The sequence below is a fragment of the Glaesserella parasuis genome (assembly GCF_017352235.1).
In the GTDB taxonomy this organism is placed as follows: Bacteria; Pseudomonadota; Gammaproteobacteria; order Enterobacterales; family Pasteurellaceae; genus Glaesserella; species Glaesserella parasuis.
In genome coordinates this window covers 1,924,766-1,939,397 of sequence record NZ_CP071487.1, presented here as the reverse complement: position 1 = coordinate 1,939,397, position 14,632 = coordinate 1,924,766, and the positions used below count along the sequence as shown (strand labels likewise).

The 14,632-nt window shown below is 40.3% G+C and carries 16 protein-coding genes and 3 tRNA genes; 8 read left to right on the top strand and 11 right to left on the bottom strand.

The window, feature by feature from the left end:
• Positions 1-150 precede the first annotated feature (150 nt).
• The 8 genes from J1G47_RS09830 (at position 151) to J1G47_RS09795 (ending at position 5,058) form a co-directional block, all read left to right on the top strand.
• Positions 151-1,122: an IS110 family transposase gene (locus tag J1G47_RS09830; RefSeq protein ID WP_012621529.1), complete on the top strand. Its 972-nt coding sequence runs from the start codon at positions 151-153 to the stop codon at positions 1,120-1,122.
• A gap of 47 nt (positions 1,123-1,169) precedes the next feature.
• Positions 1,170-1,751, top strand: coding sequence for a type IV pilus biogenesis/stability protein PilW (gene pilW, locus J1G47_RS09825; protein ID WP_021110392.1), 582 nt, complete (start codon positions 1,170-1,172; stop codon positions 1,749-1,751).
• 60 nt (positions 1,752-1,811) lie between these two features.
• The gene (locus J1G47_RS09820) at positions 1,812-2,747 is read left to right on the top strand and encodes a KpsF/GutQ family sugar-phosphate isomerase (RefSeq protein WP_026916781.1); all 936 of its coding nucleotides are present in this window, start codon (positions 1,812-1,814) and stop codon (positions 2,745-2,747) included.
• Complete coding sequence (gene greB, locus J1G47_RS09815) at positions 2,747-3,226, top strand: transcription elongation factor GreB (protein WP_010786058.1); 480 nt, start codon at positions 2,747-2,749, stop codon at positions 3,224-3,226. Before J1G47_RS09820 ends, greB begins: the two co-directional genes overlap by 1 nt.
• A 155-nt stretch (positions 3,227-3,381) precedes the next feature.
• Positions 3,382-3,476: transfer RNA gene (locus J1G47_RS09810), tRNA-Ser, on the top strand.
• A gap of 13 nt (positions 3,477-3,489) precedes the next feature.
• A tRNA-Arg gene (locus J1G47_RS09805) sits at positions 3,490-3,566 on the top strand.
• A 68-nt stretch (positions 3,567-3,634) separates the two neighbouring features.
• A tRNA-Arg gene (locus J1G47_RS09800) sits at positions 3,635-3,711 on the top strand.
• A gap of 48 nt (positions 3,712-3,759) precedes the next feature.
• On the top strand, positions 3,760-5,058 hold the full coding sequence (locus J1G47_RS09795) for an NAD(P)/FAD-dependent oxidoreductase (RefSeq protein ID WP_015940083.1): 1,299 nt from the start codon (positions 3,760-3,762) through the stop codon (positions 5,056-5,058).
• Positions 5,059-5,142: 84 nt separating this feature from the next.
• Here the strand turns inward: J1G47_RS09795 and J1G47_RS09790 are convergent, their stop codons facing one another.
• From J1G47_RS09790 to hda, 11 genes are all read right to left on the bottom strand, one after another.
• Complete coding sequence (locus J1G47_RS09790) at positions 5,143-5,676, bottom strand: TIGR00645 family protein (protein WP_015940082.1); 534 nt, start codon at positions 5,674-5,676, stop codon at positions 5,143-5,145.
• A gap of 88 nt (positions 5,677-5,764) precedes the next feature.
• Positions 5,765-6,403 carry a nitroreductase family protein gene (locus tag J1G47_RS09785; RefSeq protein WP_038514499.1) on the bottom strand — a complete coding sequence of 213 codons (639 nt, stop codon included), beginning with the start codon at positions 6,401-6,403 and terminating at the stop codon, positions 5,765-5,767.
• Positions 6,404-6,415: 12 nt separating this feature from the next.
• Positions 6,416-7,216 carry a peptide ABC transporter ATP-binding protein gene (locus J1G47_RS09780; protein WP_005710396.1) on the bottom strand — a complete coding sequence of 267 codons (801 nt, stop codon included), beginning with the start codon at positions 7,214-7,216 and terminating at the stop codon, positions 6,416-6,418.
• Positions 7,217-7,388: 172 nt separating this feature from the next.
• Complete coding sequence (gene fbaA, locus J1G47_RS09775; RefSeq protein ID WP_005710395.1) at positions 7,389-8,468, bottom strand: class II fructose-bisphosphate aldolase; 1,080 nt, start codon at positions 8,466-8,468, stop codon at positions 7,389-7,391.
• A 135-nt stretch (positions 8,469-8,603) separates the two neighbouring features.
• On the bottom strand, positions 8,604-9,779 hold the full coding sequence (locus J1G47_RS09770) for a phosphoglycerate kinase (protein ID WP_021115583.1): 1,176 nt from the start codon (positions 9,777-9,779) through the stop codon (positions 8,604-8,606).
• A gap of 238 nt (positions 9,780-10,017) precedes the next feature.
• Positions 10,018-11,406, bottom strand: coding sequence for a DASS family sodium-coupled anion symporter (locus J1G47_RS09765; protein WP_015940076.1), 1,389 nt, complete (start codon positions 11,404-11,406; stop codon positions 10,018-10,020).
• A gap of 164 nt (positions 11,407-11,570) precedes the next feature.
• Positions 11,571-11,765, bottom strand: a complete 195-nt coding sequence (gene ccmD, locus J1G47_RS09760; RefSeq protein WP_005710392.1) for a heme exporter protein CcmD — start codon at positions 11,763-11,765, stop codon at positions 11,571-11,573.
• Between the two features lie 8 nt (positions 11,766-11,773).
• Positions 11,774-12,514, bottom strand: a complete 741-nt coding sequence (locus J1G47_RS09755; RefSeq protein ID WP_010786066.1) for a heme ABC transporter permease — start codon at positions 12,512-12,514, stop codon at positions 11,774-11,776.
• A gap of 46 nt (positions 12,515-12,560) precedes the next feature.
• Complete coding sequence (gene ccmB, locus J1G47_RS09750; RefSeq protein ID WP_005710389.1) at positions 12,561-13,223, bottom strand: heme exporter protein CcmB; 663 nt, start codon at positions 13,221-13,223, stop codon at positions 12,561-12,563.
• A 9-nt stretch (positions 13,224-13,232) separates the two neighbouring features.
• The gene (gene ccmA, locus J1G47_RS09745) at positions 13,233-13,859 is read right to left on the bottom strand and encodes a cytochrome c biogenesis heme-transporting ATPase CcmA (protein WP_005710387.1); all 627 of its coding nucleotides are present in this window, start codon (positions 13,857-13,859) and stop codon (positions 13,233-13,235) included.
• Positions 13,860-14,570 carry a DnaA regulatory inactivator Hda gene (gene hda, locus J1G47_RS09740; RefSeq protein WP_005710385.1) on the bottom strand — a complete coding sequence of 237 codons (711 nt, stop codon included), beginning with the start codon at positions 14,568-14,570 and terminating at the stop codon, positions 13,860-13,862.
• Positions 14,571-14,632 lie beyond the last annotated feature (62 nt).

The following is a 14,632-nucleotide window of genomic DNA, read 5'->3' as shown; positions in this document are numbered from 1 at the left end:
AATTATAGTAAACTAGCAACATAAACCATAACGTTATCCACAGCTTGGGTGTCCCTAGAGCTAAAACTCGTTCTGTAGCGTAGGCGTGGATAACTTCATCAGCAAAACCGAACAGTTGAAATATAAACCCGAATACAAGGCAGGTTACCGATGAACGCTCCGATTTATTGTGGTATTGATGTTGCTAAACGCAATTTCGTGATTGGTTTTTCCCATCAGAAAAAGACCAAAACCGAAACCAATAACGCCAAAGGTATTCAACATACCTTGGACTATTTAAGCCAGTTTAATGTGGCTCTGATAACGCTTGAAGCAACGGGTGGATTAGAAATCCCCGTGGCAAAAGCCCTTGCTCGAGCAGGTTATCGTGTATTTATTGCTAATCCACTGAAAGCCAGTGAGTTTGCAAAATCTCAAACGAGAGCCAAAACCGATGCAAAAGATGCGGTTAATCTCGCTTTCTATGGGCTCACTTGTGAGCTTAAAGGCGAAGTAGAGCATCAGTTGTATGTTCCGCTTTCTGAGCAAGAAGAACAGCTGGAAGCCCTTGTGGTTCGCCGTCGTCAGCTTGTCGATATGCGAGTAGCAGAGCTAAATCGTTTGCAACAAAGCCACGAAACCCAGTTGGACAATATCCAACAACACATTGAAATGCTTGATAAATTAATCGCCGAACTTGATAAAGATATCGACGACCAAAGTAAGCATTTTAGTGATAAAGCTGACCTTATCTCAGACATCAAAGGCGTTGGCAAAAATTGCGTCGCCGTGATGATGTCAAGCCTGCCGGAATTAGGCAAGCTAAGCAGCAAAAGAATTGCCTCACTCGTTGGCGTTATTCCGCATCCACAGGAAAGCGGTCAATGGAAAGGAAAATCCTTTTGCTATGGTGGTCGAGCGATTGTTCGTAATGCCTTATATATGGCAGCACTATCGGCAATTCGCTTTGAACCTGTTTTTAAAGCCTTTTACACCCGATTGGTTGCAAAAGGCAAAGCGAAGAAAGTCGCTATTATGGCGTGTATGCGTAAACTGCTAACCATTATGAATGCGTTGGTTAGACGCAATGAAAAATGGGATGCTACACGCTACTTATCCACAGAATCTGTGGGTCAAAATTGAATAACTTTTTTGTGTGTAAACACAGTTGCTACATAGAGGGAAGTCAAATGACCTTTGCAAAATTTTTCCGTAATTTGACCGCTTGTAGCGTGGCATTATGGCTTGTTGCTTGTGCGAACCAAACTACTCAGGTGGATTTTAACCGCTCGGAAGCCGTCAAAGCTCGCATTAATTTGGCCCTTGCTTACCTTGAACAATCTGATTTTCCAAAAGCGAAAGAGAACATTGACAAAGCGCTTGAACACGATGTAAAAGACTACCTACCGCACTCTGTGCTTGCCTATTATTACCAACAAACTGGCGATAACCAAAAAGCAGAAGAAGCCTACCAGCAAGCCTTGAAGTTAAGTAAAACACAGAGCAAAAACAATCAAGTTCGCCCTGATGTATTGAATAACTACGGTACCTTTCTGTGCAAACAAAAACAGTTCGACAAAGCCTATCAGCAATTTGAAACGGCATTAACCAGTCAAGAAGCCTATTACAATCAAGCAGATACACTAGAAAATATCGCCTTATGTGCCAATATGAAGAAGGATATTGAGAAGCAAAAAACAGCACTATCTCAACTTGAGAAAATAGATAAATCAAGAGCAGAACGACTATATAATTTCATGGAGATTAGATAGGCTTATTTTCTTAAACTAGCGTATAATTCGCTCAATATTTTATTTTAGCTAGGATATGTTATGAACCATCTTCCAATTGCAAATGAAGCTCTACATCTTTATACACAAGCTATTTCTCGCCTCAATCAACACTTATCTGAAGCCTTTAATCAAGCCGTTGATATGATATTAAACTGCGAAGGACGAGTTGTAGTTGCAGGTATTGGTAAGTCAGGATTAGTTGGTAAGAAAATGGTTGCAACCTTTGCTTCAACAGGCACACCAAGTTTCTTTTTACACCCAACGGAAGCCTTTCACGGCGATTTAGGTATGTTGAAACCGATTGATGTAGTGATTTTAATCTCTTACAGCGGTGAAACTGATGATGTAAATAAACTGATTCCAAGTTTGAAAAATTTTGGGAATAAGATTATTGCAATGACGGGAAATCTGCAATCAACATTGGCTCGTCACGCAGATATAACCCTTGATATTAGTATTGAGCGTGAGGCCTGTCCAAATAATCTTGCCCCGACGACCTCAAGTTTAGTGACTATGGCATTGGGCGATGTCTTAGCGATTGCTCTGATTAAAGCTCGAGATTTTAAAGCGGAAGACTTTGCTCGTTTCCACCCTGGTGGCAGCCTTGGTAGAAAGTTGCTTTGTCGTGTGCGTGATGTTATGCAGAAAAAATTGCCTATTATCTGTCCGCTTTGCAGTTTTAGCGATTGCTTGAATGTAATGAATGAAGGACGAATGGGGGTAGCTATTGTTATGGAAAATGAGCAATTGCAGGGTATTATTACCGATGGTGATATTCGTCGTACACTTGCTAAATTTGGTGCAGAAAGCCTAAATAAAACTGCTCAAGAGATTATGAGCCGTAATCCAAAAACGATTTTAGATAGCACTTTCCTTGCTCACGCAGAAGAGTATATGAAAGAGAAACACATTCACTCGTTAATAGCGGTAAATGAAGCAGGAAAAGTTACGGGCATTGTGGAGTTTGCAAGCTAATGGCAAAATCAAATTACATAACTCGTTCTGGTTGGCAAGTATTAGACCAAGAGTTGAAATATCTTTGGAAAGATGAACGACCAAAGGTCACACAAGCGGTATCTGAGGCTGCGGCATTAGGTGATCGTAGTGAAAATGCGGAATATATTTATGGTAAACGCCGTTTGCGTGAAATTGATCGCCGTGTACGTTTTTTATCAAAACGTTTAGAAGTGCTACAAATTGTCGATTACCACCCTACTCAAGAAGGCAAAGTCTTTTTCGGTGCTTGGGTTGAACTAGAAAATGAAGAGGGTGAAATCAAGCAGTATCGGATTGTGGGCTGTGATGAATTTGATCCTGCAAAACAATGGATTTCGATTGATTCCCCCGTTGCAAGAGCATTAATTGGCAAACAAATTGATGATGAAATTCAAGTTGAAACTCCTGTTGGAAAAGTGACGCTCTATATCAATAAAATTTGGTATGAAAAAAACTAACCCTATGAAAAGTTTAGCCTTTATGTAAGAAATGTTATAAATTCACCGTTTTGATTAGTAACTAGGCAAGCGGTCTGTAATTTTAATTTTTTTGCAAAAATAATTTGACATATTTCCAGAACCTAGTAATATGCACGCCCACAGACACAGTGAGTGGTGAGATGGCCGAGCAGGCTGAAGGCGCTCCCCTGCTAAGGGAGTATGGGGTTAAAAAGCTCCATCGAGGGTTCGAATCCCTCTCTCACCGCCATTTACTTTATCACGCACCCGTAGCTCAGCTGGATAGAGTACTCGGCTACGAACCGAGCGGTCAGAGGTTCGAATCCTCTCGGGTGCGCCATTTTATTTTTATCTATCAGGATAAAATGGTCGCTGATAAAATAAATAACACCGTTTCTTTTCAAATACGCACCCGTAGCTCAGCTGGATAGAGTACTCGGCTACGAACCGAGCGGTCAGAGGTTCGAATCCTCTCGGGTGCGCCATTTCAAATTAACTTCCTAATTTCATTTAGTGTCATTAAAACGGTTTTTATGCTGACTTTTGCACATCAAGAACATATTCGCACATACTATTCCGATACTCGTAATATTCATTTTCAATTACCTCATCTTTCAAGCAATCAATCTACGGACGTTTGCGTAATTGGTGCAGGCTTTTTAGGGCTTTCAACCGCATTGGAGCTAGCAGAAAAAGGTAAGAATGTGATTGTTGTTGAGGGTGCAAGGGTTGGGTATGGTGCATCGGGACGTAATGGTGGACAAGCAATCAACGGTTTTGAAGAAGGGATTGATGAGTATATTGAACAAGTTGGCGAAGAAAATGCTCGTAAACTTTGGAATATGTCCCTTGAGGCGATCAACATTATTGACGAGCGTGTCAAAACCTACAACATTCAATGTGACTGGAAGAAAGGATATGCAACGCTTGCGTTAAATCATCGTCGAATGGACGATTTAGTTGCAATTGAAAAAGAGAGCCGTGAACGATTTGGCTATCAACATATGCAACTATGGGATAAGGCAAAGTTAGAGCAACATTTAGGCAGTAAAATTTATTGTGGTGCATTGTACGATAGTCAATCAGGACATTTACATCCACTAAATTATTGTCTCGGTTTAGCCGCAGCCTGTTTAGAGCAAGGGGGCACAATTTACGAACACACCCCAGCCCTTGATCTGCAATTTTCAGGTAAACAAGTTAAAGTTATTACTCCACAAGGCACTATTACCGCAGATAATGTTGTATTAGCAACAAATGCCTACATTGACGCTAAATCTAATAAAAAAATTGGTTTCAAACTTGCTCGAAAAATTCTTCCTGTGGAAAGTTTTATCATTGCGACTGAGCCATTAACTCAAGCAATGGCGGATAGTGTTATCAATAATGGTATGTCTGTCTGCGATAACAATATTTTGCTCGATTATTACCGCTTGAGTGCGGATAATCGCTTACTCTTTGGTAGTGACTCCAGTTCTAATGTTGATATGATGGCAAAAATGCGTCGCAATATGCTTGATGTGTTCCCTCAGCTTGAAGATGTCAAAATTGATTATGGTTGGGGTGGTCCGATTGATATGACATTAAATGCCTCTCCTCACTTTGGTCGAGTGAAATCTAATGTTTATTTTGCTCACGGCTTTTCAGGTCACGGCGTTGCACTAACAGGGCTTGCAGGTCGTATTATCGCCGAAGCCATTGAGGGCAATGACGAGCGTTTGCGTATTTTTGAAGCCCTGAAAGTGCCAAGTTTATTTGGCGGAAAACTTGTCAAACAAATGGCACTTAAAATTGGGGTGAATTATTATCGTTTTTTAGATCGGTATAGATAGGATAGAGCATAGTAGACAAACTTCAGGAATACTGTCAATACTATGCCTAGCCAAGTTATATCAAGTATACTTAAAAACATCTAACTAATGTTTCGCGTGTGCGACACTATTTAATAATTTATCCGTATAAGCCACGCCAATCGCCGATAAAATAAAGCCGATATGGATTAATAATTGCCACATCATTGTTTCAGGGCTTAACTTTGCAGCGTTGATAAATGTTTGCAGTAAGTGAATAGATGAAATACTGATAATCGCCATTGAGAGCTTCACTTTTAGCACAGAAGCATTCACGTGATCGAGCCATTCCGGCTGGTCTGGGTGGTTATCAACATTTAAGCGTGATACAAAGGTTTCATATCCCCCGACAATCACCATAATTAATAGGTTTGCAATCATTACCACGTCAATAAGATTTAACACTGCTAGCATAATAGTGTTTTCGTCCATCACACCGAGATTAACCACTAAATTCCATAAGGATTTTAAGAATTTATAGGCATAAATCCCTTGTACCACAATTAAACCTAAATAAATAGGAAGTTGTAACCAACGGCTTGCAAAGATAATTTTGCTAAAAATACTTTGTTTTAACTGAATGTTTTTTAATGTATTCATAGTTGTTTCTCAATAAAATAAAAGCGGTGAGATTTTAACAATTTTTTGTAAAAGAATTAACAAATCTGACTGCTTGAATCAGGGTAAATTATTTACGGAATTGTTTTCCATCATTCCACGAAACCGTATATTCTGTCGGTAAACGGACGCTTGGTAAGGCTGGCACAGCCGCTTTGCCAATCGCTAATAACATCACTGGGGCATAACGTTCGCTGTCAATTTCTAGGACTTCTAACACTGCCTTACGATCAAAAATACCAATAGCGTGGCTATCGTAACCTTTCTCTTTGACAACTAACATTAGCTGCATTGCCGCTAAACTCGTATCAATCAACACTTGATCTCGAATATCCTGTGGGCTGAGTGTATTGTGTACGCCCATTAAGAAATTAAAGGAATTTTCGCGAAAATTTTGGTGTAAACAGCCGCTTGCAATGGAGTGATCTAACACATCGCCAAGTAACTTTTCATAATGAAGATCCGCCAAAATGACGACTACCGCTGAAGCACTTTCGCAAGGCGGTGCGTTAAAGGCGACTTTATCCAACAGTTTCTGTTTTTGTTCTGCCTGATCCAATATCACAAACCGCCACGGTTGAAGATTGGCTTTTGATGGAGCAAGCTGGGCAAGTTTGATCATTTCGGTGAGTTCTTCACGGCTAATCTGAACTTGATTATTGAACATTTTTATTGTTTTGCGTTGTTTGATGACATCAATAAGTTGCATAACATCTCCTTTTTAATTTGCCCAAGCCTCTGGGGTGAGGCGTTTGCCAAAATGGCTTTCGATTAAACGTATTGTGATTGGGTGTTGAGGGTTCAATAGCACTTCTTTGGTACTGCCATATTCGACCACTTCACCTTGATCCATTACCATCAATTTATCTGCGATATGCTTAATCATACCGAGATTCTGTCCAACATAGATATAGGATAATCCTAAACGTTCCTGTAAATTTAACATTAGGTTAGTTAATTGTGTTTTCACCGAAAAGTCTAAGGCACTGAGTGTGTCGTCAATGATGATAATTTCAGGATTGAGAATCAACGCTCTTGCTAATGCAATCCGCTGTTTTTGGCTACTTGATGCCTCTTTTATATGAATCAAGGCGTGTTCAGGATACAAACCAACTAATTTTAAGGTTTTAAATATCCGTTCGTTACGTTTTTCTTCAGAAAGATGGGTAGCAAGTTTCAGTGGCGAATCCAAAATCTGCCCGATATTATAATTGGGATCAAAGGCATCATTTGGATCTTGGAAAATCATTCTGATCTTCTTCGCTCGAAAAGCGTAGTCACCGTAGGTCAATTCGTGATCTTTGAAAAACATTTTGCCCGACGTTGGTTCAGTAATACCTACGAGCATTTTGGCTAAGGTGGATTTCCCCGCTCCGTTCGCCCCGATAATCGCAAGGGTTTCTTGGTGATATAAGCTAAAGGAAACATTTTTTACCGCATAAAAATCTTGCTTACGGAAAATGCCAATGCGATCAGTAAAGCGTTTACTGACGGACTGAATATCAAGAAGTGGAAGTGCCATAGTTATTTTGAAAGGCTAAGAAATAATCCCTTCCCCCGTTTACGGGGTAAGGTTAGGGTGGGGGGAATTACAACGATGTTACAAAATTTTCGTTTAAATTAATTGCCCCCTTCCGCCTTCGGCACCTTCCCCCGTAAACGGGGGAAGGGAAACGAAAAGCGATATTTAAAAATTACAATACATCTACACAATTTAAGTCAATGAAAGATTGCTCTAAGCGTTTAGACATAGACTCTTCCATTTTGCGTAACCAAACGCGTGGATCGTAGTATTTTTTGTTTGGTGAATCAGGGCCTTCTGGGTTACCTAATTGACCTTGCAAGTAATCTTTGTTTGTATTGTAGTAATCTAAAATACCCGCCCAAGATGCCCATTGTGTATCTGTGTCGATATTCATTTTGATTGCACCGTAGCCAATTGCTTCACGGATCTCTTCTTGTGAAGAACCTGAACCGCCGTGGAATACGAAGTCGATTGATTTCGCAGGTAAGCCACGCTCTTTAGATACGAACTCTTGTGATGCACCTAAGATAGATGGTTTTAATTTTACGTTACCTGGTTTGTAAACACCGTGTACGTTACCGAACGCTGCTGCAACAGTGAAACGTGGACTTACTGGGTTTAATGAATCGTAAACGAATAACACATCTTCTGGTTGTGTATATAAACGTGACTCATCAACATCGCTGTTATCTACGCCATCTTCTTCACCACCAGTGATACCGATTTCGATTTCAAGGGTCATACCGATTTTGCTCATACGCTCTAAGTATTTTTTGCAAATTTCCATATTTTCTTCGATTGGCTCTTCTGAAAGGTCAATCATATGTGAAGAGAATAATGGACGACCTGTTTCAGCGAAGTGTTTTTCACCTGCGTCTAACATACCGTCAATCCACGGAAGTAATTTTTTCGCAGCGTGGTCTGTGTGAAGAATAACGGGCACACCGTACTCTTTCGCTAATTCGTGAACGTGTTTTGCACCTGCAACTGCACCTAATACATCTGCACGAGCACCACTTGCTGGTTTGATACCTTTACCAGCGTAGAATTGAGCACCACCATTTGAGAATTGCACGATAACTGGTGCTTTAACGCGTGCTGCAGTCTCTAATACTGCGTTTACTGAGTCTGAACCTACGCAGTTTACCGCAGGAAGTGCGAAGTTGTGTTCTTTTGCATAAGCAAAGATTTTTTGTACGTCATCACCTGTTACAACACCTGGTTTTACGATGTCTAATAATTTTGCCATTTTTTGTTTCCTTCTAGTTTGGGATTTTTATCTTCCCCCCTTTGAAAAAGGGGGGCTAGGGGGGATTTTTACTCGATTACACGAACATTTAGATCTTTAAATCCCCCTTTTTTCAAAGGGGGAAAGTGAATAAAATTAACTATTCGCACGTTTCTCTAAAATTTCAACCGCTGGTAAGATTTTGCCTTCTACGAACTCTAAGAACGCACCGCCACCTGTTGAGATGTAAGAGATTTTATCTGCGATACCAAACATATCAATTGCTGCTAATGTGTCACCGCCACCTGCGATTGAGAATGCACCGTTTGCTGTCGCATCAACGATAGCTTGAGCAACCACTTCAGTACCTTTACGGAAGTTAGGGAACTCAAATACACCAACTGGACCATTCCAAAGGATTGTTTTCGCATTACGGATAATTTCTGCTAACTCTTCCGCTGATTTATCGCCAATGTCGAAGATTGATTCTTCTGCAGCTACTTCGTTTACTGCTTTGTGCGTTGCCGCAGCAGCGTCAGAGAACTCTAAACCAACACGCACATCAACTGGCACAGGAATGTTTGTTGCTTTAGATAAGAGTTGTGCTTCAGGAATTAAATCCGCTTCGTATAATGATTTACCTACATTGTGACCTTCTGCCGCAATGAATGTATTTGCGATACCGCCACCTACGATTAATTGGTCAGCGATTTTTGAAAGACTGTCTAATACAGTTAATTTAGTAGATACTTTTGAACCACCTACAATTGCAAGCATTGGGCGTTGTGGCTCTTTTAATGCTTTACCTAAAGCATCTAATTCTGCTGCAAGTAATGGACCTGCACAAGCAACTGGTGCGTATTCTGCCACGCCGTAAGTTGAACCTTCTGCACGATGCGCGGTACCGAATGCGTCCATTACAAATACATCACAAAGTGCCGCATATTTTTTCGCTAACTCAGGATCGTTTTTCTTCTCACCTTTGTTAATACGCACGTTTTCAAGCACCACGATTTCGTTTTCTTTTACATCAACGCCATCTAAGTAATCACGCACTAAACGAACAGGAACACCTAAATCTGAAGCATTTAAATAATCAACCACAGGTTGTAAAGAGTTTGCTTCTTCAAATACCCCTTCAGTCGGACGACCTAAGTGCGACGTCACCATTACTTTAGCCCCTTTTTGTAAGGCTAATTTTAATGTTGGGATTGTTGCACGGATACGAGCGTCTGATGTAACTTTGCCATCTTTAATAGGCACGTTAAGGTCTGCACGAATGAAAAGGCGTTTGCCTGCTAGGTCAAGATCTGCCATTTTTTTTACGGACATAGTTAGTTCCTCTTTTGATTTTCAAAAATAAAAAACGGGGCGATTATAACAGTTTCAATTATATTTTGGGTAATGTAGATCAAATTATTCGTTGATCTTATGAATTTCTTCATAAAATAAAGTAATTATGTTCTTTGACACAATCTTCTCAAAAACATTCAAATCGAGCCAATATCCTATCTTCCTTAAGATGCAAAAAGCGGCCACGAAGTGACCGCTTTTTGCATAAAGATACGGATTACAACCAGAACAAATACCCTGCCGTTGCAATGACAAAAATACAGATAATGTTAAGCCAGAAACCAGCTTTCACCATCTCACTCTGTTTAATTTGCCCTGTACCAAATACAATCGCATTTGGCGGTGTTGCAACTGGTAACATAAAGGCACAAGACGCACCTAAGCCGATAATTAATGCAAGCCCTACTGGCGGCATATTTAAGGCTTGAGCAATAGAAATAAAGATTGGTACTAATAATGCAGCACTTGCTGTATTAGAGGTAAATTCTGTTAAGAAAATAATAAATGCTGCAACCAGTAATCCGATAAGGTAGAAGTATCCGTCTTCAATTAAGAATACGATACCATCTGCCATTACTTTACTAGCCCCTGTTTGACCTAGCACTGAGCTTAAGGTTAAACCGCCACCGAAAAGCATTAATACGCCCCATTCGGTATTTTTCTGAATATCGTCCCACGAAGCAACTCTAGTGATACAAATTAAGACTGCAGCAAAAAGAGCAACGATACTGTCGAAACTACCAATTTTACCTTGTAGCCCTAATAAGCCAGAAATTAGTGGGTTAATTTTATCGCCAAATACCCAACAAATTGCGATAACGCCAAAGATAGAAAGGGTAATAATACGCTCGCGATTTAACTCAATTTTTTCAAAACTATGCTCAAAAGTAACATCAAATTTCGGTTTAAATACTACATATAGCGTTGCGATCATTAATGGCATCAAGATAAACATAATCGGCAAGCCATATTTTAACCAATCTGCAAAAGTTAAATTCAGCTGTGATGCCACAATCGCATTTGGTGGACTACCAACCAGCGTCCCCATTCCACCAATACTTGCACTATAAGCAATCCCTAATAATACAAAGAGATAGGTGTTGTGGTGAGTTTCTTTATCTAATTTACTTAAAATCCCCATTGCAAGCGGTAACATCATTGCTGCGGTTGCTGTATTACTCATCCACATTGAAAGAAATGCAGTAACAGAGAATAGGTAAATCACTGCAATGGATAATTTCCCTTTTGCCATTGCCATAATTTTATTTGCAATCAGGCGATCAAGCTGTTGAATGTGTAATGCTGTAGCTAAAGCAAAACCACCAAAGAAAAGGAAGATTGTTGGATCGGCAAAAGCACTTAAGGCTTCTTTAGATTTTACTAACCCTAGACCAATCGCCAGAATAGGCACAAGTAGAGCCGTTACTGTAACGTGTAGAGCTTCCGTAAGCCATAAAACCGCAACAAATACTAATAAGGCTAAACCTTTACTTACAGCGGGTTCAAAAGGTAATGTATTTAATAAGACAAAGAATAAAACAATATCAAATAACAGAATAAGTCCATTCCTTGTTATTGGGTTTGATGATTGATGTGATACCGACATAAAGCCCCCACAAAATAAAATGATGTAGATCAATAAACCAAATTAGTTTAGCAAAACAGTAATTTATTAAAATAAGCAAATGTTGGATTTGTGAGTTATATCACAAATTTTTAACAAAAAGAAAGGTAGGCTCTTGCCTACCTTCGAAAATATTATCCAATATCCTACCGCTTGTTGCTAAGTTGAGTTTCTCTTGCCTGCTCTTTCTTCACCAACTGCAACGTCTGACGAATTTCACGTTTACTTTGCCAAACTAACAGACCGACAGAAAGAAAAGTAATTCCATAAGAGAGCCATACATAGAAGCCGTAACCGCCCATTGAGAAAAAATCACTAAGTGATGCAAATTGAAAGGTCATATTCTCTCCTAGTTACTTAATTTTGCAAGTTCACGCACCCAAGGGCGTTTGCGTTCATCTTGAAGTAATGCACTGCGATAACGCACAATGCTTAACCAAATCATAAAGATCATTGAGCCAAAAATCGCTAATAATAATGGGATTAACATTTCGGTTGCCATTGAAGGCTTATCAAATTTAGTGATAGTTGCCCCTTGATGTAGCGTGTTCCACCACTCTACTGAGAAGTGGATAATCGGTAAGTTAATTACGCCAACCATTGAAAGTACCCCAGCCGCTTTTGCCCCTGTATTTTTATCTTGGAAAGCAGAATAAAGAGCCATTACGCCAAGATAGAGGAAAAATAATACTAAGGCTGAAGTTAAACGTGCGTCCCATACCCACCAAGTTCCCCACATAGGCTTGCCCCAGATTGCCCCAGTTACCAGAGAAAGAAAGGCAAAAACCATTCCAATTGGTGCCATTGAGATCATTGCTAGATGTGCTTGGCGAATTTGCCATACCGCTGCAATAAGTGCAGCAACTGCCATTGAGCCATAAACACCCATCGACCAAATTGCGGCTGGAACGTGAATGAAAATAATGCGATAGCTATCGCCTTGTTGATAATCTTTTGGGGCGAATGCCAAGCCAATAATAAATGCTGCTGACAGCAATAAAAAACTTAAGACTGCAAGCCAAGGCTGCACCTTCCCTAGCAAGTGGTACTGTGTTTCAGACTTTGCGTAAGGGTGTAACCATTTCCACATAAAAACTCCAAGTTATTACAAAAAATAGGGTTCAAATTACCGCTTGTTACTGTAAGCTAACCCTTAACGCCCCTGCGATTGCAAAAGGTGAAAAGGTTAATGCGAGGGCTAACATTGCCCCTAAAATAGCCAATTGCCCTGTATATCCCATATTTAAGGTTGAGGCTTCTAACACAGCGGCAGCGAAGATCAACACAGGTAGAAAGAGCGGTAAGATCAATAAACTGAGTAGCGTACCACCTTTTCTCAACCCGACAGTTAATCCAACCCCGATTGCCCCAAGGCAACTTAAAATCGGCGTACCTAACAATAGGGTTAAAACCAATGCCCACCAGACTTCTGTTTCAAGAGAAAGTAAAATCGCCGTAATCGGCGAAAGCAGAATTAAAGGCAAGCCAGTTAATAGCCAATGTGCGATCACTTTTGCTAACGCCACTTGTGGCAAACCGACGGGTAGCAACATCAACTGCTCTAGTGAACCATCTAAATAATCATCACGAAATAGTCGCTCAAAAGAGAGCAAGGCTGAAAGCACCGCCGCAACCCACGCAGTTCCAGACGCTATTTTAGCGAGTAATTCAGGATTAGGCCCCATTAAAAGCGGAAACATTGTGATAATAATCAAGAAAAACCATAAAGGGTTTAAAATTTCCGCAGGTTTACGAAAGGCGATGGTTAATTCTCGTTGGATAATAGTCAGTAAAATCATAGGGTTATTTTATACTCTAAATGGATCTAACGATAACACTTGAACTTTGTCACTTTCTGCGGTTTGATGGCTGGTAAAAATCACCATTCCCCCTTGCTCACAATGCTGTTCAATATGGGCGATCAGTTCCGCAACCCCTTTTTTATCAATCGCAGTAAAAGGCTCATCTAAAATCCATAACGTCGCTTTGGTCAGCCATAATTTTGCCAGAGCCACTCGACGTTGTTGCCCAGCCGACAAATGCGAGCAAGGCAAATCTTCTCGCCCAATCAACGACACTTTTCCTAAGGCATTCCAAAGGGCTTCATCATCTAAAGGCAACCCTTGAATTTTTTGGAAAAAACGCAGATTTTCCCAAGCGGTCAGTTCAGGCTTAACCCCTGCGTGATGCCCTAAATAAAAGAGATTAGTGTAGTATTGATCTCGTTGTTGCTGAATTTTAACACCATTCCACTGCACCTCGCCTTCTACCGCCACTGCAAGCCCAGCTAAAATCCGCAATAGACTGGTTTTTCCAATGCCATTATGCCCTTCGATTTGCCACCATTGACCACTTGAAATAGTCAATGAACAGCCTTCAAACAAGCGAGTTTCACCACGTTCACAAGCAATATTAATGAGCGAAAGTTGATCCATTTATAGTCCTAAAATTTCTTTGACAAAAGGAAGTGTGAGCTTACGTTGAGCCTGTAACGAGGCGTGATCTAACAACATTAATTTATGCATTAGGGCTTGTAAATCACGATCTAACCGCTTGAGTAAAAAGTTCGCCACTTCATCTGAAAGCTCTAGCCCCTTATTGCGTGCATTACGTTGCAAAATAATGCGTTTCTGTTCATCATCAAGATCCGCCAAACGATATACCTCGCCCCAAGTTAAGCGAGAACGCAGGTCAGGCAAGTGAATAGCTAATTGATGTGGCGGACAATCGGCACTGATTAACAATAATGTTTTCTTACCTTGATTAAACAACCCTTGCTGTTCACGAATCTGATTAAACAGATCGAAAATAGCCAATTCCCACTCTTCATCACCTGCCACCGCTTGTATATCATCAAGACAAACCACATCAAGTTGATCCCCATTATCCAATACCGTAGGGGCGAAGTAATGGGATTTATCCAACGGAATATAGGTTGCTGATTGTTGATTAAGCAAATAATGATTGCTTACTGCCTTGAGTAAATGGCTCTTGCCACTGCTCTTACCGCCCCAGATATAGAAAAAAGGTTGCTGAACATCCACAAAATTTTGGCGTAGCGACCCCAACAGCAATAAACTGTTTTCGGCGTAAAAGTTGTCAAAAGTATCATCATCAATTTGATGGATCGGTAATGTCAGTTGCAATGTGTTATCTAAGAAAAAAATTTTTGCCAAGGATAGCGGAAAAACGAAAGGTTGAGAAGTCT